Annotated in this window: 16 protein-coding genes; 13 read left to right on the forward strand and 3 right to left on the reverse strand. The window is 69.5% G+C overall.

Annotated features, from left to right (window positions below; genetic code table 11):
- Nucleotides 1-1,986, forward strand: a 1,986-nt coding sequence (gene infB, locus AC5RUH_RS08140; protein WP_494128323.1) for a translation initiation factor IF-2, incomplete at its 5' end; no start/stop codon positions are given.
- An 84-nt stretch (nucleotides 1,987-2,070) separates the two neighbouring features.
- Nucleotides 2,071-2,538 (forward strand): 30S ribosome-binding factor RbfA, encoded by a 468-nt coding sequence (gene rbfA, locus AC5RUH_RS08145; protein WP_494023807.1) that lies wholly within the window; start codon nucleotides 2,071-2,073, stop codon nucleotides 2,536-2,538.
- 103 nt (nucleotides 2,539-2,641) lie between these two features.
- Here the strand turns inward: rbfA and AC5RUH_RS08150 are convergent, their stop codons facing one another.
- Entirely contained in the window at nucleotides 2,642-3,769 is a 1,128-nt protein-coding gene (locus AC5RUH_RS08150; RefSeq protein ID WP_494023808.1) for a ScyD/ScyE family protein, read from the reverse strand.
- Nucleotides 3,770-4,010: 241 nt separating this feature from the next.
- On the opposite strand from AC5RUH_RS08150, the gene truB reads away from it, so the two are divergent.
- The 7 genes from truB (at nucleotide 4,011) to AC5RUH_RS08185 (ending at nucleotide 11,165) form a co-directional block, all read left to right on the forward strand.
- The gene (truB, locus tag AC5RUH_RS08155) at nucleotides 4,011-4,919 is read left to right on the forward strand and encodes a tRNA pseudouridine(55) synthase TruB (RefSeq protein ID WP_494023809.1); all 909 of its coding nucleotides are present in this window, start codon (nucleotides 4,011-4,013) and stop codon (nucleotides 4,917-4,919) included.
- Between the two features lie 2 nt (nucleotides 4,920-4,921).
- Nucleotides 4,922-5,290 carry a hypothetical protein gene (locus AC5RUH_RS08160; protein WP_494014384.1) on the forward strand — a complete coding sequence of 123 codons (369 nt, stop codon included), beginning with the start codon at nucleotides 4,922-4,924 and terminating at the stop codon, nucleotides 5,288-5,290.
- Nucleotides 5,287-5,760 (forward strand): hypothetical protein, encoded by a 474-nt coding sequence (locus AC5RUH_RS08165; RefSeq protein ID WP_494050264.1) that lies wholly within the window; start codon nucleotides 5,287-5,289, stop codon nucleotides 5,758-5,760. Before AC5RUH_RS08160 ends, AC5RUH_RS08165 begins: the two co-directional genes overlap by 4 nt.
- A 62-nt stretch (nucleotides 5,761-5,822) precedes the next feature.
- A complete protein-coding gene (locus AC5RUH_RS08170; protein WP_494076294.1) occupies nucleotides 5,823-6,812 on the forward strand; it encodes a bifunctional riboflavin kinase/FAD synthetase in 990 nt (329 codons plus the stop codon).
- Nucleotides 6,813-6,960: 148 nt separating this feature from the next.
- Nucleotides 6,961-7,230 (forward strand): 30S ribosomal protein S15, encoded by a 270-nt coding sequence (gene rpsO, locus AC5RUH_RS08175; RefSeq protein ID WP_494002421.1) that lies wholly within the window; start codon nucleotides 6,961-6,963, stop codon nucleotides 7,228-7,230.
- 315 nt (nucleotides 7,231-7,545) lie between these two features.
- On the forward strand, nucleotides 7,546-9,789 hold the full coding sequence (locus AC5RUH_RS08180; protein ID WP_494014383.1) for a polyribonucleotide nucleotidyltransferase: 2,244 nt from the start codon (nucleotides 7,546-7,548) through the stop codon (nucleotides 9,787-9,789).
- A 2-nt stretch (nucleotides 9,790-9,791) separates the two neighbouring features.
- Complete coding sequence (locus tag AC5RUH_RS08185) at nucleotides 9,792-11,165, forward strand: M16 family metallopeptidase (protein ID WP_494076125.1); 1,374 nt, start codon at nucleotides 9,792-9,794, stop codon at nucleotides 11,163-11,165.
- Between the two features lie 72 nt (nucleotides 11,166-11,237).
- On the opposite strand, the gene AC5RUH_RS08190 is transcribed toward AC5RUH_RS08185, so the two are convergent.
- Both AC5RUH_RS08190 and moaA read right to left on the reverse strand, forming a co-directional pair.
- A complete protein-coding gene (locus AC5RUH_RS08190; RefSeq protein WP_494050265.1) occupies nucleotides 11,238-11,582 on the reverse strand; it encodes a MoaD/ThiS family protein in 345 nt (114 codons plus the stop codon).
- Entirely contained in the window at nucleotides 11,583-12,686 is a 1,104-nt protein-coding gene (moaA, locus tag AC5RUH_RS08195) for a GTP 3',8-cyclase MoaA (RefSeq protein ID WP_494128324.1), read from the reverse strand. It abuts the gene before it with no gap.
- Between the two features lie 113 nt (nucleotides 12,687-12,799).
- Here moaA and AC5RUH_RS08200 point away from each other — a divergent pair, with 113 nt between their 5' ends.
- The 4 genes from AC5RUH_RS08200 to AC5RUH_RS08215 all read left to right on the forward strand — a co-directional run bounded on the left by AC5RUH_RS08200 (nucleotide 12,800) and on the right by AC5RUH_RS08215 (nucleotide 15,943).
- Nucleotides 12,800-13,204: a TOBE domain-containing protein gene (locus tag AC5RUH_RS08200; protein WP_494128325.1), complete on the forward strand. Its 405-nt coding sequence runs from the start codon at nucleotides 12,800-12,802 to the stop codon at nucleotides 13,202-13,204.
- A 1-nt stretch (nucleotide 13,205) separates the two neighbouring features.
- On the forward strand, nucleotides 13,206-14,006 hold the full coding sequence (gene modA / locus AC5RUH_RS08205) for a molybdate ABC transporter substrate-binding protein (protein ID WP_494128326.1): 801 nt from the start codon (nucleotides 13,206-13,208) through the stop codon (nucleotides 14,004-14,006).
- A gap of 75 nt (nucleotides 14,007-14,081) precedes the next feature.
- Nucleotides 14,082-14,894: an ABC transporter permease gene (locus tag AC5RUH_RS08210; RefSeq protein WP_494128327.1), complete on the forward strand. Its 813-nt coding sequence runs from the start codon at nucleotides 14,082-14,084 to the stop codon at nucleotides 14,892-14,894.
- On the forward strand, nucleotides 14,891-15,943 hold the full coding sequence (locus tag AC5RUH_RS08215; RefSeq protein WP_494076122.1) for a sulfate/molybdate ABC transporter ATP-binding protein: 1,053 nt from the start codon (nucleotides 14,891-14,893) through the stop codon (nucleotides 15,941-15,943). Before AC5RUH_RS08210 ends, AC5RUH_RS08215 begins: the two co-directional genes overlap by 4 nt.
- Nucleotides 15,944-16,013 lie beyond the last annotated feature (70 nt).

The raw sequence follows: 16,013 nt of genomic DNA on the forward strand, positions 1-16,013 counted from the left end.
CCGGCACCGGCCGGCGGCGGTTTCGGCAAGGGCGGCCGCGGACGCGGCGGTACCCAGGGCGCCTTCGGCAAGGGAGGCGCCGGCCGCGGCAAGCAGCGCAAGTCCAAGCGCGCGAAGCGCCAGGAACTGGAGCAGATGAGCGCACCGTCGCTGGGCGGCGTCTCGGTACCCCGCGGCGACGGCAGCACCGTTGTCCGGCTGCGCCGCGGCTCCTCCATCACCGACTTCGCCGACAAGATCGAGGCGAATCCGGCAGCGCTGGTGACCGTGCTGTTCCACCTCGGCGAGATGGCCACCGCCACGCAGTCGCTGGACGAGGACACCTTCGAGCTGCTCGGTGTTGAACTGGGTTACAAGATCCAGGTTGTCTCCCCGGAGGACGAAGAGCGCGAACTGCTTGACTCGTTCGACATCGACCTCGACGCCGAACTCGAGGCAGAGGGCGAAGCCGACCTCGAGCGGCGCCCCGCCGTCGTGACGGTCATGGGTCACGTGGACCACGGTAAGACCCGCCTGTTGGACGCCATCCGCAACACCCGGGTGGGCGAAGGCGAACACGGCGGCATTACCCAGCACATCGGTGCCTACCAGATCGACTTCCAGCACGATGACCGGGACCGGAAGATCACCTTCATTGACACCCCGGGCCACGAGGCGTTCACCGCCATGCGTGCCCGTGGCGCGAAGGTCACCGACATCGCCATCCTGGTGGTGGCCGCGGACGACGGCGTCATGCCGCAGACCGTGGAAGCGCTGAACCACGCGCAGGCTGCCGGCGTGCCCATCGTCGTCGCCGTGAACAAGATCGACAAGGAAGGCGCCAACCCGGAGAAGATCCGCGGCCAGCTGACCGAGTACGGCCTGGTTCCGGAGGAATACGGCGGCGACACCATGTTCGTGGACGTCTCGGCACGCGAGGGCCTGCACATCGAGGATCTCCTCTCGGCCGTGCTGCTGACCGCCGACGCCGCCCTGGACCTGCGGGCCAACCCGAACAAGGACGCCCGCGGCATCGCGATCGAGGCGAACCTGGACAAGGGCCGCGGCGCAGTGGCGACCGTGCTGGTCCAGTCCGGAACGCTGCGGGTGGGCGACGCCATCGTCACCGGCAGCGCGCACGGCCGCGTCCGTGCCATGTTCGATGAAGACGGCGCATCCGTCACCGAGGCCGAACCGTCGCGTCCGGTCCAGGTGCTGGGTCTGTCCACCGTCCCGCGCGCCGGCGACACCTTCCTGGTGACCGACGATGAGCGCACCGCCCGCCAGATCGCCGAGAAGCGTGAAGCCGCGGACCGCAACGCAGCCCTGGCCAAGCGCCGCAAGCGCATCAGCCTCGAGGACTTCGACAAGGCCGTGGCCGAGGGCAAGGTCGACACCCTCAACCTCATCCTCAAGGGCGACGTGTCCGGTGCCGTGGAGGCGCTGGAAGACTCGCTGCTCAAGATCGATGTGGGCGAGGATGTGCAGCTGCGCGTTATCCACCGCGGTGTCGGTGCCATCACGCAGAACGACGTCAACCTGGCCACCGTGGACAATGCCATCATCATCGGCTTCAACGTCAAGCCGGCCGAGCGGGTGGCCGAACTGGCCGACCGCGAGGGCGTGGACATGCGCTTCTACTCGGTCATCTACGCGGCGATCGATGATATCGAACTCGCGCTGAAGGGCATGCTGAAGCCGGAGTACGAAGAGGCACAGCTGGGCACGGCCGAAATCCGCGAGATCTTCCGTTCGTCCAAGTTCGGGAACATCGCCGGCTCCATCGTCCGCTCGGGCACGATCCGCCGCAATACCAAGGCGCGCGTCACCCGCGACGGCAAGGTCATCGGCGAGAACCTCACCGTTGACTCGCTCAAGCGGTTCAAGGACGACGCGACCGAGGTCCGCGAAGGATTCGAATGTGGCATCGGACTTGGGTCGTTCAACGACCTCAAGGAAGGCGACATCATCGAGACCTTCGAAATGCGCGAAAAGCCGCGCGTCTAGCAGTCGGCCTGCAGCGGGCGTCCGGTGGCATCGCCGCCGGGCGCCCGCTGTTCCGCCATCAACACGAGAATTTGAGGAGGGGTCATGGCAGACCCAGCACGCGCCGCCAAGATGGCCGACCGGATCAAAGTAGTGGTCGCCCAGGCGCTAGAGCGCCGGGTCAAGGATCCCCGTTTGGGATTTGTGACCATCACGGACGCCCGGGTGACCAACGACCTGCAGCACGCCACCGTCTACTACACGGTGTTCGGCGACGCCGAAGAGCAGGACGGGACCCGCAAGGCACTGGAGTCCGCCAAGGGCGTCCTGCGGGCGGAAGTGGGCCGGAACATCACCGCCCGGCTCACGCCCACGCTGGAATTCGTCGCGGACGAGATTCCGGTGAACGCCAGCCACCTGGAGGAGCTGTTGCGGGCCGCGAAGGCCAAGGACGCCGAGGTCGCGGCCCTGGCCGAAGGCGCCGCCTTTGCCGGCGAAGAGGACCCGTACCGCAAGCCCGAAGACGAGGACGAGGACGAGGACGACGCCGGCCGCGGAACGCGTCCGGAATAGCGGCTAACGACCGCTGCACGGCCCGACGGCCGTTGCACCAAAGGGCGGGCCACCTGCTGTGCGCAGGTGGCCCGCCCTTTTTTCCGGTCCCGGCAGCCGCGGATCAGTGCAGCCGGATCTTGATGACCTTGCCGTCGGGAGGTGTCTTCCCGGTGAAGTCAGGGAGCGCATTCGTTGTGGCGTAGAGCCGGTCGCCGCGGATCTCCAGCGCACCCGGGGCAGTGGTCTCGAAGAACGTCCGCACCTTGTCGTGGCCCTTCTTCAGCACGGAAATCTTGTTGCCGAACATCTCGGCAATGTAGATGTCGCCGCGTGAGCTGACCGCCAGGTTGGTGGCGCCGGACAGGCCCCCCGCCAACTGCACGACCTTCCCGGTGTGGGCATGGACCTTGAAGACGCGGCCGAGCGCGCCGATGCTCCCGTCTTCGGGACCGCCCGGCAGCGAGGTGACGTACAGCCAGCCGTGCCGGCCAAACTCAACGTCCGTAGGCACCGGCTCCAGATAGTACTTCTGGCCGACCACGCAATCCGGCAGGCCCATGCCTGCCGCCAGCGCAGCGGTCACCCGGAAGGATGCCGGCGGCAGCACCGCAACCGTGCTGACCCGCTTGCTGTGCTTGTCGACCTTCAGGATGGCGTTGCCGCCGGCGTCGGCGACATAAATGCTCTGCCTGTTGGCGGCCGTGGCATAGGCGTTGGAGTCGACGTTGCCCTTGTACTTGGCCGGGATCCCCTCCGGAATCTTGTCCAGGCACTGCCGGTCCTTCACATGGCGGAAGCCGTAGGTGACGCGGCCGTCCGGGTTGTGCTTCTTCTCATAGGCCGCCACGTCGGCGATCTTCCGAGGCGCGGCCCCGTCGTCGTGCAGGTCCAACGACTTGATCCACTGCACGTTCGGCAGCCCGTCCATGCCGCCGGCACCGGTGCCCTCGGAGAAGTAGACCGTGTGCCTGTAGAGGGAGGCGGACGCGACCTGGGGTCCGCCGGAGCGGTACAGGACTTCGGGATCGCCATGGCGCTTGATCCGGTTCAGGACGCCGGCGAAGTTCTGGGTCACAAACAGGCCGTGCCGGCCGGCCGCAAGACTCAGCGGCGATTGCAGCCCCTCGGCCAGCACGGTCGCCGACGGAGGCTCCGGGCTCTCCCGGTGGGCCGATGACGGTGCCAGGCCGGTGCCGAACGCAAGTCCGAGCGCCAAGGGAAGGGCGAGATACAGCGATGGTTTTTTCACGATGAAGCTCCTGAAGAGAGCCGCGGGGCACCCCGGACGACTCGCAGGCCGGCGGAGTGGCCGGAGAACAAGGGCAAGTGATGCCGAAGAGGCGACTGTGCCGCTGGCCTGCTGAAATCCCTTGGAGGCCGCATCCACGGCACGCAGTGTGCCCAAAATATTGCAGCCCCCGGAGGCTGTCAACGATGCACGCTTTAAGCCCCGACCGGCCGTATCCCCGGGACGCCATATACTGAAAGGCGTGACTTCTGGCCTGCTCCGTTCCGGATTGATACTCGTCGACAAGCCGCAGGGGTGGACCAGCCACGACGTTGTCGGCCGCATGCGCCGCCTGGCCGGAACGCGGAAGGTCGGCCACGCCGGCACCCTGGACCCCATGGCCACGGGCGTGCTGGTGGTCGGCGTCAATAAGGCCACCCGGCTGCTGACCTACATCGTCGGCGCCCCCAAGACGTATGACGCCACCATCCGGCTCGGCCAGTCCACGGTGACCGACGACGCCGAGGGCGACGTCACGGCGGAAACCATCGCCGCTGCCGTGACGGAACAGCAGATCAGGGACGGCGTCGCCGAACTGACCGGGGAGATCCTGCAGGTACCGAGCAGCGTCTCGGCCATCAAGGTCAACGGTCAGCGGTCCTACGCGCGCGTGCGCTCCGGACAGGACGTGGTGTTGGCCGCCCGGCCGGTCACGATCCACCGGTTCGAGGTCCACGGCATTCGGCGCGGCCGCGGCGGGAAGGTGCAGGACGTGGACGTCACCGTCGAATGCTCGTCGGGAACCTACATCCGTGCGCTGGCGCGCGATCTCGGGCAGCGGTTGGGCGTCGGCGGGCACTTGACGGCCCTGCGCCGGACCCGGGTGGGTCCGTTCCGGATCGAAAACGCAGCCACGTTGGATGAACTGGCCGAAGACCTGCAGATGACGGGCCTCGACGAGGCCGCCCGCGTACTGTTCCCGGTCCGGGAACTCAGCGCCACCGAGGCCGACGACGTCTCACATGGCCGACGCATCCCGGCCGCCGGAGCACCCGGCGCGACGGCGGCGTTCGCCCCGGACGGATCGCTGGTGGCGCTGCTGGAAGACAACGATGCGCAAGCCAGGCCCCTGCTGGTGTTCGCACCGGGAAACGAGGCGGACGCACAGTGATCATCGACGGTTTTTTCATCGCCGGCACGGTGGTCACCCTGCTTGCCGCGGTCATCTGCGTGGTTGCCGCCCTCCTGAAACACGGTCCCAACGACGTCACGATTCTCTCGGTCGCCGCGGTGGAGCTGTTTCTGCTCGTCTACGGGGCGGCCGGTATCATCAGACAGGCTTCCGGTGAGCCCGTCAGCGGGGAAACCTGGGAATTTTGGGGCTACCTGATCACCGCCTTGCTGGTTCCGGTAGCAGCCTTCTGGTGGGCCATCATGGACCGCAGCCGGTGGAGCAACCTGGTGCTGGGGGCGGCGGGAATCACGGTATTCGTCATGCTGGTGAGAATGGAACAAATTTGGGACGGAGCGATCGCCGTATGAAACCCGGCCAGGAACAACAACGGGCAAGGCATACCCGGGACGTGAGCGCCGCCGCCGGCCGCGCCACCGGTCCCGGGCGGCTCCTGGTGGCGGTCTACGGGGTCTTCGCGCTCTCCGCCACCGCCCGGGCGGGCTATCAGATAGCAACCAAGTTCTCGGAAGCGCCGGTGGCCTACCTGCTGTCCGCCTTCGCCGCCGTCGTGTACATCCTGGCGACCGTTACGCTGGCCAGGTCCGGGACCCGCTCCTACTGGCTGTCGGTGGCCGCCGTGAGCATCGAACTCGTGGGAGTCCTGGCCGTCGGGCTGCTGAGCGTGCTGGATCCCCAGCTGCTTCCGCAGGACACGGTGTGGTCGGGCTTCGGCAAGGGATACGGATACGTCCCCCTGCTGCTGCCGGTCATCGGCCTGTGGTGGCTCTGGCGGCACCGGCCGGCGGCGGGCGCGAAGCCCCCCGGAGGTCGTCCATAATGGAAGGGGTCCCGGCGACGGGTCCGCACCCGCTGAAGGCCCCGATCGACGAGGAGTTTACTGTGCACTACTGGAAAGACCTGGCCGACGTACCCCGCGGCTATGGTCCGTCAGTGGTGACACTGGGAAATTTCGACGGCGTCCACCGCGGCCACCAGCAGGTGCTGCGCCGCCTGGTGGAGACCGCGTCCGCCCGCGGGACCCGCGCGGTGGCGATTTCTTTCGATCCGCATCCTTCCCAGGTCCATCGGCCGGACGCCGCCCCGCAGCTCATCATGGGACTGCAGGACCGGGTCGAGGCGCTGGAGGCCAGCGGCCTGGACGGGCTGCTGATGATGACCTACACGCTGGAACTGGCCGGCGAAACCCCTGAGGAGTTCGTCCGCAAAGTCTTCGTGGAGACCCTCGGCGCCACCGCGGTCGTGATCGGCCACGACACGCGGTTTGGGAAGAACAACGCGGGCGACCTGAACACCATGCAGGAACTGGGCCGGCAGTTCGGCTTCACCGTCGAGGTCGTCGACGAATATGAAACCGATGCGGACCTCGGCGCCGCGGGCAGCGGCCGGCGCTACTCGTCGTCCTGGGTCCGGGAAGCCCTCGCCGCGGGGGATGTCGCCACGGCGGCGGAGGTGCTCGGACGCACCCACCGGATGCGCGGCGAAGTCGTGCACGGCGACGCCCGCGGCCGGGAACTGGGTTTTCCCACCGCGAACCTGTCCAAGCATGCAACGGGCATGATCCCCGGCGACGGCGTCTACGCCGGCTGGCTGGTGGACCAGCACGGCACCAGGTGGCAGGCCGCCATCTCGGTGGGCTCGAATCCGACCTTCGAGGGCGCCAGCCGCCGGGTCGAGGCGCACGTCATCGACCGGCCGCAGGAGGACACGGACGACTTCGATCTCTACGGGCAGCAGGTGGTGGTCGAGTTCGTGGAACGCCTGCGCGGCATGGTGGCCTACACCGGCCCCGAGGCCCTGATCGCCCAAATGCGCGACGACGTGGTGCGTACCCGAAGCCTGCTTTCGACAGACCAAGCCCGCAACAGGTAAACTGGCCGATGGATTCGGCTGCGGTCCGTGGCGGCTGTATCCCTCCGTGCTCTGCTGCCGGCAAGCCTCTGGCGGCCGGCGGAGACTGCGGAGCCCCCGGCAGCGAAGTGCTGACTCGGGCCTCACGGCACAACTTCTAGGAGTTACTGTGGCATTAGACGCCGCGCTCAAGCAGGAAATCATCAAGGAATACGCCACGCACGAGGGCGACACGGGTTCTCCCGAGGTTCAGATCGCTGTTCTGTCCCGTCGCATCTCCGACCTGACGGAACACCTGAAGATGCACAAGCACGACCACCACACCCGCCGGGGCCTCATGGCACTGGTCGGCCGCCGTCGTCGCATGCTCACCTACCTGCGTGACACCGACATCACGCGCTACCGTGCGCTCATCGAGCGCCTCGGCCTGCGCCGCTAGTCAGTGACGGAGGCGGCTCTTCCGTCCACTGCGAGACGGGGACAGGAGAGCCGCCTTTTTCCTACCGCGCCGGTTTGCGGCGCGGCAGGAGCACGGCCGCCGGGAGACTGTCGGCCGATAACTACATCAACTGGAGACTTTCGGTATCGCGGCATTCGCGGTCCTCGGTAGTGGCTTCCGGGACGCCCTTAAGGGCTTGCCCGTAGGTCTCGATCGAAGACCGGGTGGCGTACAGGCAGGCTGGCCGTGAAGCGGCCTCGCAGGTTTGGGCAGATACCGGCGGCCTCCGCACTCGAAGAAACGGAGGTGGCTCTCTTGGAGGGTCCCGAAATTCAGTACTCAGAAGCTGTCATCGACAACGGCCGGTTCGGCCAGCGCGTGGTCAGGTTCGAAACCGGCCGCGTGGCCCAGCAGGCGGCCGGCTCGGCAATGGTCTACATCGACGAAGACACCGCACTGCTCTCCGCCACCACGGCGGGCAAGTCCCCGCGCGAAGGCTTCGACTTCTTCCCGCTGACCGTCGACGTGGAAGAGCGGATGTACGCCGCCGGCCGCATCCCGGGCTCGTTCTTCCGCCGCGAAGGCCGCCCGTCCACCGAAGCGATCCTGGCCTGCCGCCTGATGGACCGCCCGCTGCGCCCCGCCTTCGTCAAGGGGCTGCGCAACGAGGTCCAGGTAGTGGTGACCGTGTTGGCCATCAATCCCGACGTCATGTACGACGTCGTCGCGATCAACGCCTCCTCGATGTCCACCCAGCTGAGCGGCCTGCCGTTCTCCGGCCCGATCGGCGGCGTCCGCGTGGCGCTCGTGGACGGCCAGTGGGTGGCCTTCCCCAAGCACTCCGAACTGGAGCGCGCCGTGTTCAGCATGGTGGTGGCCGGCCGCATCGCCGCCGGCAACGACATCGCCATCATGATGGTCGAGGCCGAGGCCACCGACAACGCCTGGAACCTGATCAAGGAAGAGGGCGCCACCGCGCCCACCGAAGAGGTCGTGGCCGAGGGCCTCGAGGCCGCCAAGCCGTTCATTCGGGCGCTGTGCGAGGCTCAGTCCGACCTGGCCGCCCGCGCGGCCAAGCCGACGGTCGAATTCCCGATCTTCAAGGACTACGAGGACGATGCCTTCGCCGCCGTAGAGTCCGCCGCAGCTGCCAAGCTGACGGAAATCTTCTCGATCGGCGACAAGCAGCAGCGCAACGAGGCCGCAGACGCGTTCAAGGCCGAGATCCTGGCGCAGTTGGCCGGCACCGAGACGGCGGAATTCGCCGGTCGCGAGAAGGAAGTTTCCGCGGCATTCAACGCCGTGACCAAGAAGGTTGTCCGCCAGCGCATCCTCACCGAGCAGGTGCGCATCGACGGCCGCGGGCTGAGCGACATCCGCAAGCTGACCGCCGAGGTCGAGGTCCTGCCCCGCGTCCACGGCTCAGCCATTTTCGAGCGCGGCGAAACCCAGATCCTGGGCGTCACCACGCTGAACATGCTGAAGATGGAGCAGCAGATCGATTCGCTGTCGCCGGTGACGCGCAAGCGCTACATGCACAACTACAACTTCCCGCCGTACTCCACCGGTGAGACCGGCCGCGTGGGCTCGCCCAAGCGCCGTGAAATCGGCCACGGCGCACTGGCCGAGCGCGCCTTGGTGCCGGTGCTGCCGTCGCGTGAAGAGTTCCCGTACGCCATCCGCCAGGTCTCCGAGGCGCTGAGCTCCAACGGCTCCACCTCCATGGGCTCGGTCTGCGCCTCCACCCTGTCCCTGCTCAACGCCGGCGTGCCGCTGAAGGCCCCGGTCGCCGGCATCGCCATGGGACTTGTCTCCGACCAGGTCGACGGTGAAACCCGCTACGCGGCGCTCACCGACATCCTGGGTGCCGAGGACGCCATGGGCGACATGGACTTCAAGGTCGCCGGTACCTCGGAGTTCGTCACCGCCATCCAGCTCGATACCAAGCTCGACGGCATCCCGGCGTCCGTGCTGGCCGCCGCCCTGAAGCAGGCCCGCGAGGCACGGCTTCACATTCTCGGCGTGATCAATGCCGCGATCGACCAGCCGGACGAAATGAGCGAATTCGCCCCGCGGATCATCTCGGTCAAGATCCCGGTGGACAAGATCGGCGAGGTCATCGGCCCGAAGGGCAAGATGATCAACCAGATCCAGGAAGACACCGGCGCGGACATCTCCATCGAGGACGACGGCACCGTGCTGATCGGCGCGACCGACGGTGCGGCCGCCGAAGCCGCCCGCGCCGCCGTCAACGCGATCGCCAACCCGCAGATCCCCGAGGTGGGCGAGCGCTACCTGGGCACGGTCGTGAAGACCACCACCTTCGGTGCCTTCGTGTCGCTGACCCCGGGCAAGGACGGCCTGCTGCACATCTCCGAGCTGCGCAAGCTGGCCGGCGGCAAGCGCGTGGACAACGTCGACGACGTGGTGTCGGTGGGCCAGAAGGTCCAGGTCGAGATCACCAAGATCGACGACCGCGGCAAGCTGTCCCTCGCCCCCGTGGTGGCCGAGGACGCCGCAGCCGACGAGGCGTCGGCCGAAGAGGCCGTGGCCGAGTAAGCATGACCGTCGTCGCCCTGCCGCTGGTCGGCAGCATGCAGCATGCCGACGCCACCGAGCTCGGCGGGTCGGACCCCACACTGGTCCACGGCGAACCGGGCGGCGCCATCGTGCGCCGCTCGGTGCTGCCCGGGGGAGTGCGGGTGCTGACCGAAGCGATGCCCGGCCAGCGGTCGGCGACGATCGGATTCTGGGTCGGTGTTGGCTCGCGGGATGAAGCCGCGGGCCAACACGGCTCGACCCACTTTCTGGAGCATCTGCTCTTCAAGGGCACCAGGCGCCGGACGGCGCTGGACATCGCCTCCGCCTTCGACGAGGTCGGCGGCGAATCCAATGCGGCCACGGCCAAGGAAAGCACGTGCTACTACGCCCGCGTCCTGGATTCGGACCTGCCGATGGCCATCGACGTGATCGCCGACATGATCACCTCCGCGGTCCTTGACCCGCAGGAGCTGGAGCAGGAACGCGGAGTCATCCTCGAAGAGATCGCCATGGACAATGACGATCCCGCGGACGTGTGCCACGAAAAATTTGTTGAGGCGGTGCTCGGCGGGCACCCCCTGGGCCGGCCGATCGGCGGGACGCCGGAGGCGATCAAGGCGGTGGCCCGCGACTCGGTCTGGGCCCACTACCAGCGCTACTACCGGCCCGACGAGCTGGTGGTCACCGCGGCCGGCGGGCTGGACCACGACGCGGTGTGCGCGCAGGTGCTCGCCGCCCTGGAGTCGGCCGGCTGGCACCTCGAGGCCGGTGCGGTCCCGGTGCCGAGGCGGGAGACCGCGGCCGCGGCCATCGCCCCGGTCGCCGGCACCTACGTGCACCGCCGCCCGGTCGAGCAGGCCAACATCGTCATGGGCTGCCCGTCCATCAACGCCACCGACGAGCGCCGCTTCGTCATGAGCGTGCTCAATGCCGTGCTGGGCGGCGGCATGTCCTCCCGGCTCTTCCAGGAGATCCGGGAGAAACGGGGCCTGGCCTACGCCACCTATTCGTTCTCCGGCGCCTACGCCGATGCGGGCTACTTCGGCATGTATGCCGGTTGTTCGCCGGCCAAGACCGGCCAGGTCATCGACCTGCTCGGGGCCGAACTCGACCGGCTGGCGGCCGACGGCATCTCCGCCGACGAGCTGCGCCGCGCCGTCGGCCAGCTTTCCGGCGGCATCGTGATGGCCCTGGAAGACAGCGGCTCCCGGATGTCGCGGCTGGGCCGGGCCGAGCTGGTGTCGGGGGAGTTCTTGGACATCGACGAGTCGCTTGCCCGGATCGAGGCCGTGACCGCCGCGCAGGTCCGGGAGCTCGCCGGCGAGCTGGCCGCGGCGCCGCGCGTGGTCACCGTCGTCGGCCCCTTCGACTCGGCAGCGGACTTCGGCCGGTAGAACCGGCCCCGGCCCGCCCCGGCGGCCGGGGACCGGCCGTCGTCCGCCTCCTTGGGGATGAGGGGGGCGCGGTCAGCCGCCGGCGAACGGCGGCAGGATGTCAATCACGTCGTCTGCCGCCAGCGGTGCCTGCCGGTCCTTCCACGCCACCTCGTTGCGCAGGAAACTGCTCCGGGCGAGGACCGACTCCATGGAGGGAGCGGACGACCTGCCGGGTGCGGCAGGCATCGGACGCCCGCCTCCAGCCGAGGGGACGGCCCCGGCACCGGCGGGCACCGGTTCCTTCGCCGCCGCGGTGCTGTGCCGGGCGATGACCTCGCGCAGCACCGCCTCCAGCGTGCTGCCGTCGGGCAGCGGCAGGGATTCCTCCTCGACGCCGGCGGCGGCCTGCGCCGCCCCGAAATACCGGATGATCATCTATCCGCCTATCGCACTCATGGTCCGGTCCGGCTGGACGAAGTCCGTGCCGCCCAGACCCGCATGATCCATACCGTGGGCCTTGGGTTTGCCCCACATCGCATGCCGCCACCGTTCCGCCACTGCCTCGTCGTCCGCGCCGGAGCGCAGGAGGTCCAGCAGGTCAGTTTCCTCGTGCGAGAACAGGCAGGAGCGCACCTTGCCCTCGGCCGTGACCCGGGTGCGGCGGCAGTCGGCACAGAACGGCTCGGTTACGGAGGCGATGATTCCCACGGTGCCGGCGACGACGCCGGGGCGGTCCCGCCGCCGCACCTCCCACCGTTCAGCCGGGGCGCCGTCGCGTGAGCGCGGGTCCGGGGAGAGCAGGAAGACCGGCTCCAACAGGGCGCGGATCTCGGCGGCGGACAGCATGTTCTGCCGGGTCCAGCCATGGTCCGCGTCCAGCGGCATCTGTTCGATGAACCTCAGCTCGTAGCCCCGTTCCACCGCCCAGTCCAGCAGCGCGGGCGCCTCGGCGTCGTTGATGCCGCGCATCAGCACCGCGTTGATCTTCAGCAGGCCCAGGCCGGCCGCGTCGGCGGCTTCGATGCCGGCGAGCACCCGGTCCAGGAACGGGCGGCGGGTCAGCTGCTCAAACGTCTCCGGGTGCAGCGAGTCCAGCGAGACGTTGATCCGGGTCAGGCCGGCCGCCTTCAGGGCGGCCGCCTTCTTCTCCAGCCCGAGGGCGTTGGTGGTCAGCGACACGGGCAGGTCGGGGTGGTTATTGCGGACGGCAGCGATGATGTTCACCAGCCCTGCACGCACCAGGGGTTCGCCGCCGGTCAGGCGCAGCTCGCGCACGCCCAGCCGCCCGACGGCGATCCGGACCAGCCGGACCACCTCGTCGTCGCTGAGGACCTGTTCCTTGGCCAGCCAGTCCAAGCCTTCGGCCGGCATGCAATACGTGCAGCGGAGATTGCACTTGTCGGTCAGCGAGATCCGCAGGTCGGTGGCCACCCGGCCAAAGCGGTCCACCAGCGCCGGGCCGGTCCCTGCGGGGCGCGCCGGGGCCGCGGCGGACGCGGTCCCGCCGGGAACCTGCGGCATTCCCAGATCAACGCTCATACCTCGAGGGTACCCGGCGGAGGGCCGCGGATGCGGGATGGCCCCGGCAGGGGCGACACCGGACGCAACCCGAACCTGCCAGGTTCCGCATTTGCGGAACTATACTGCTTTCCATGACGCAGATACGCATCTCGGATGCTGCGCGCTTCCTGGGGGTCAGCGACGATACCCTGCGCCGCTGGATCGACGCCGGCGCCCTGGCCAAGCACCGGGACGCCTCCGGCCGGGCGACGGTGGAGGGCGCGGAGCTGGCCGCCCTGGCCCGGGAGCAGGCTGCCCTGCCCCAGGATCCCACCGGGATCGGCAGCTCGGCCCGCAACCGCTTCGTGGGGATCGTGACCGATGTCCGGCTGGACGCGGTGATGGCCCAGGTGGAGCTGCAGTGCGGTCCGCACCGGGTGGTGTCCTTGATGAGTGCCGAAGCCGTGCGGGACCTCGGCATCGAACCGGGGTCGGTGGCGGTGGCCTCGGTCAAGGCGACCATGGTAGCCGTCGAGACGCCGTCGGGGACGAGCTGAGGTGCGCCGCTGGCAGCGCCTGGCCGGCCCGGCGGCGGCCGCGGCCTGTATCCTCGTCGGCAGCGCGTGCGCGGCGCCGGGGCCGTCGGGAGCGGGCGCGGCCGGCCGGTCGGACGGTTCCGGGCCCGAGGGCACGGTGACCGTTTTCGCGGCGGCGTCGTTGCACTCCGTCTTCTCCGGGCTGGCCGACGAGTTCGAGGCCGGCCACCCCGGCGTGGACGTGCGCCTGAACAGCGGGGGTTCTTCCGACCTCGCCGCCCAGATCCTGGCCGGGGCCCCGGCGGACGTTTTCGCGACGGCCGACCAGGCGACCATGGACCTGGTTGCCGGCCACGGACTGAACGAGGGCCCGCCGGCGGTCTTTGCCACCAACGTGCTGCAGATCGCGGTGCCCGCCGCGAACCCCGCCGGCGTCTCGTCGCTGGACGACCTGGCCGAACCCGGGGTCAAAACCGTGCTGTGCGCACCCCAGGTTCCCTGCGGCGCCGCGGCCGCCGCCGTCCAGCGCGCCGCCGGCGTGCACATCCCGGCGGTCAGCGAAGAGCAGTCGGTCACCGACGTCCTGGGTAAGGTGCTCTCCGGCCAGGCCGACGCCGGCCTGGTGTATGCGACGGACGTGCAGGGCGCCGGAGGCAAGGCCCGCGGCATCCCCATCCCCGAAGCCGGGCAGGCGGTCAACGCCTACCCAATCGTCGGCCTGAAGGGGGCGGACAACCCGGCGGCAGCCGAGGCCTTCGTGGATCTCGTGACCGGGGACGCAGGCCGGCGGGCCCTGGCGGCGGCGGGATTCGGCCCGCCCTAAGCGCAGCGCGGCGCCCGGCCCCGGCCAGGACGCCCGGATGGGATTGCGGACAACCTTCGGAACGAACGGGAGAACATGACGACGACGACGGCGGTGCGCGCCCCGGTGCCCTACTGGGTGTATCCGCTGGCTGCGGCCGGCGCCGTCTTCGTCCTGCTGCCGCTGGCCGGGATGGCCGCGCGCGTGAACTGGCCGGAGTTCCCACGGCTCGTGACCTCCGAGCCAGCGCTGGCCGCGCTGGGACTGAGCCTGCGGACCGCCGCCGCCAGCACGGCCCTGTGCATCGTGCTGGGCGTCCCGATGGCGCTGGTGCTGGCGCGCAGCAGTTTCCCCGGCCAGCAGGTCGTCCGGTCGCTGGTGCTGTTGCCCCTGGTGCTGCCGCCCGTCGTCGGCGGCCTGGCCCTGCTGTATACGTTCGGCCGGCGCGGGCTGCTCGGCGGCACCTTCGAAATGATCGGCATCGAGATCGCGTTCTCCACCACGGCCGTGGTGCTCGCGCAGTCCTTCGTGGCGCTGCCGTTCCTCGTGTTGAGCCTGGAAGGTGCGCTGCGCACGGCGGGCACCAGGTATGAAGCGGTCGCGGCGACGTTGGGCGCCAGGCCGTCCCGCGTCCTGCGCACGGTGACCGTTCCGCTGGTGCTGCCCGGGCTGCTCTCCGGGGCGGTGCTGTCCTTTGCCCGGTGCCTGGGCGAGTTCGGAGCCACGCTGACTTTTGCCGGCAGCCTGCAGGGAGTCACGCGCACGCTCCCGCTGGAGATCTACCTGCAGCGGGAAACCGATGCGGATGCCGCGGTGGCGCTGTCGCTCGTGCTGGTGGTGGTCGCCGTCGCCGTGGTGATGCTGGTCCACCGCAGGAACGGCCCGGGCCGGGCGGCGGGTGTCCCATGAGCCTGGACCTGACCGCGCGGCTGCCGTCCCGCGGCTTCGAGGCGGACTTCAGCGTCGCGGACGGAGAAACCGTCGCCGTGCTCGGCCCGAACGGGGCCGGCAAGTCGACCCTGCTGGGTCTGGTTGCCGGGCTGCTCCGTCCCGCCTGGGGCCGGGCGGAACTGGACGGCAAGGTCCTGTTCAGCGCCGGGCAGCCACAGCCGGACCGCTGGGTGCCCGCCCATGCCCGCGGCGTCGGCCTGCTGGCGCAGGAACCGCTGTTGTTTCCGCATCTGCGCGTCGAGGCCAACGTTGCCTACGGGTTGCGCAGCCGGGGAGCCTCCCGGGCCGATGCCCGCGGGGCCGCCCGGCACTGGCTGGCGGAACTGGAAGCCTCCGGGCTGGCCGACCGCCGGCCGGGTGAGCTGTCCGGGGGCCAGGCGCAGCGCGTCGCGGTAGCCCGCGCGCTGGCGGCCGACCCCTCGCTGCTGCTGTTGGACGAGCCGATGTCCGCCCTGGATATCACGGCGGCCCCGGCCCTGCGCAGGCTGCTCCGCCGGGTGCTGGCGGGACGGAGCGCCGTCATCGTCACCCACGAGCCGCTGGATGCCCTGCTGCTGGCCGACCGGGTGGTGGTCATGGACGGCGGGCGGATTGTCGAGCAGGGGCCGGTCCGCGAGGTGTTTGCCCGGCCGCGCAGTGCCTTCGCCGCCGGGATGACCGGCCTGAACTTCGTCACCGGCACCGCCACGGAGACCGGCCTGGCCGGCGCCGACGGGACGCACTGGAGCGGCGACGCCGAAGCCGGGCTGCGTCCCGGGGACCCCGCGGCGGCGGTGTTCCGTCCTGCCTCGGTGGCGCTGTTCCCCGACCTGCCGGCCGGCAGCCCGCGCAACGCCGTGGAAGCCACCGTGACCGAACTCGTCCCGCACGGCGGCCTGGTCACGGTCAGGGCCGGCGCGCTGGCCGCCGAGGTCACGCCCGCCGCGGTTTCCGACCTGTCGCTGGCGCCGGGGGAACGCGTGCACTTTGTGGTCAAGGCGGCCGAGGTATCGATCTACCCGCGCTGACGTCCCCGTGCGGGGCCGCCCAAGGCCGTCCCCTAGGATGGCAGCAGAACATGCACGCGCGGCACCCTTT

This window comes from Arthrobacter sp. Y3223166, from assembly GCF_059090935.1.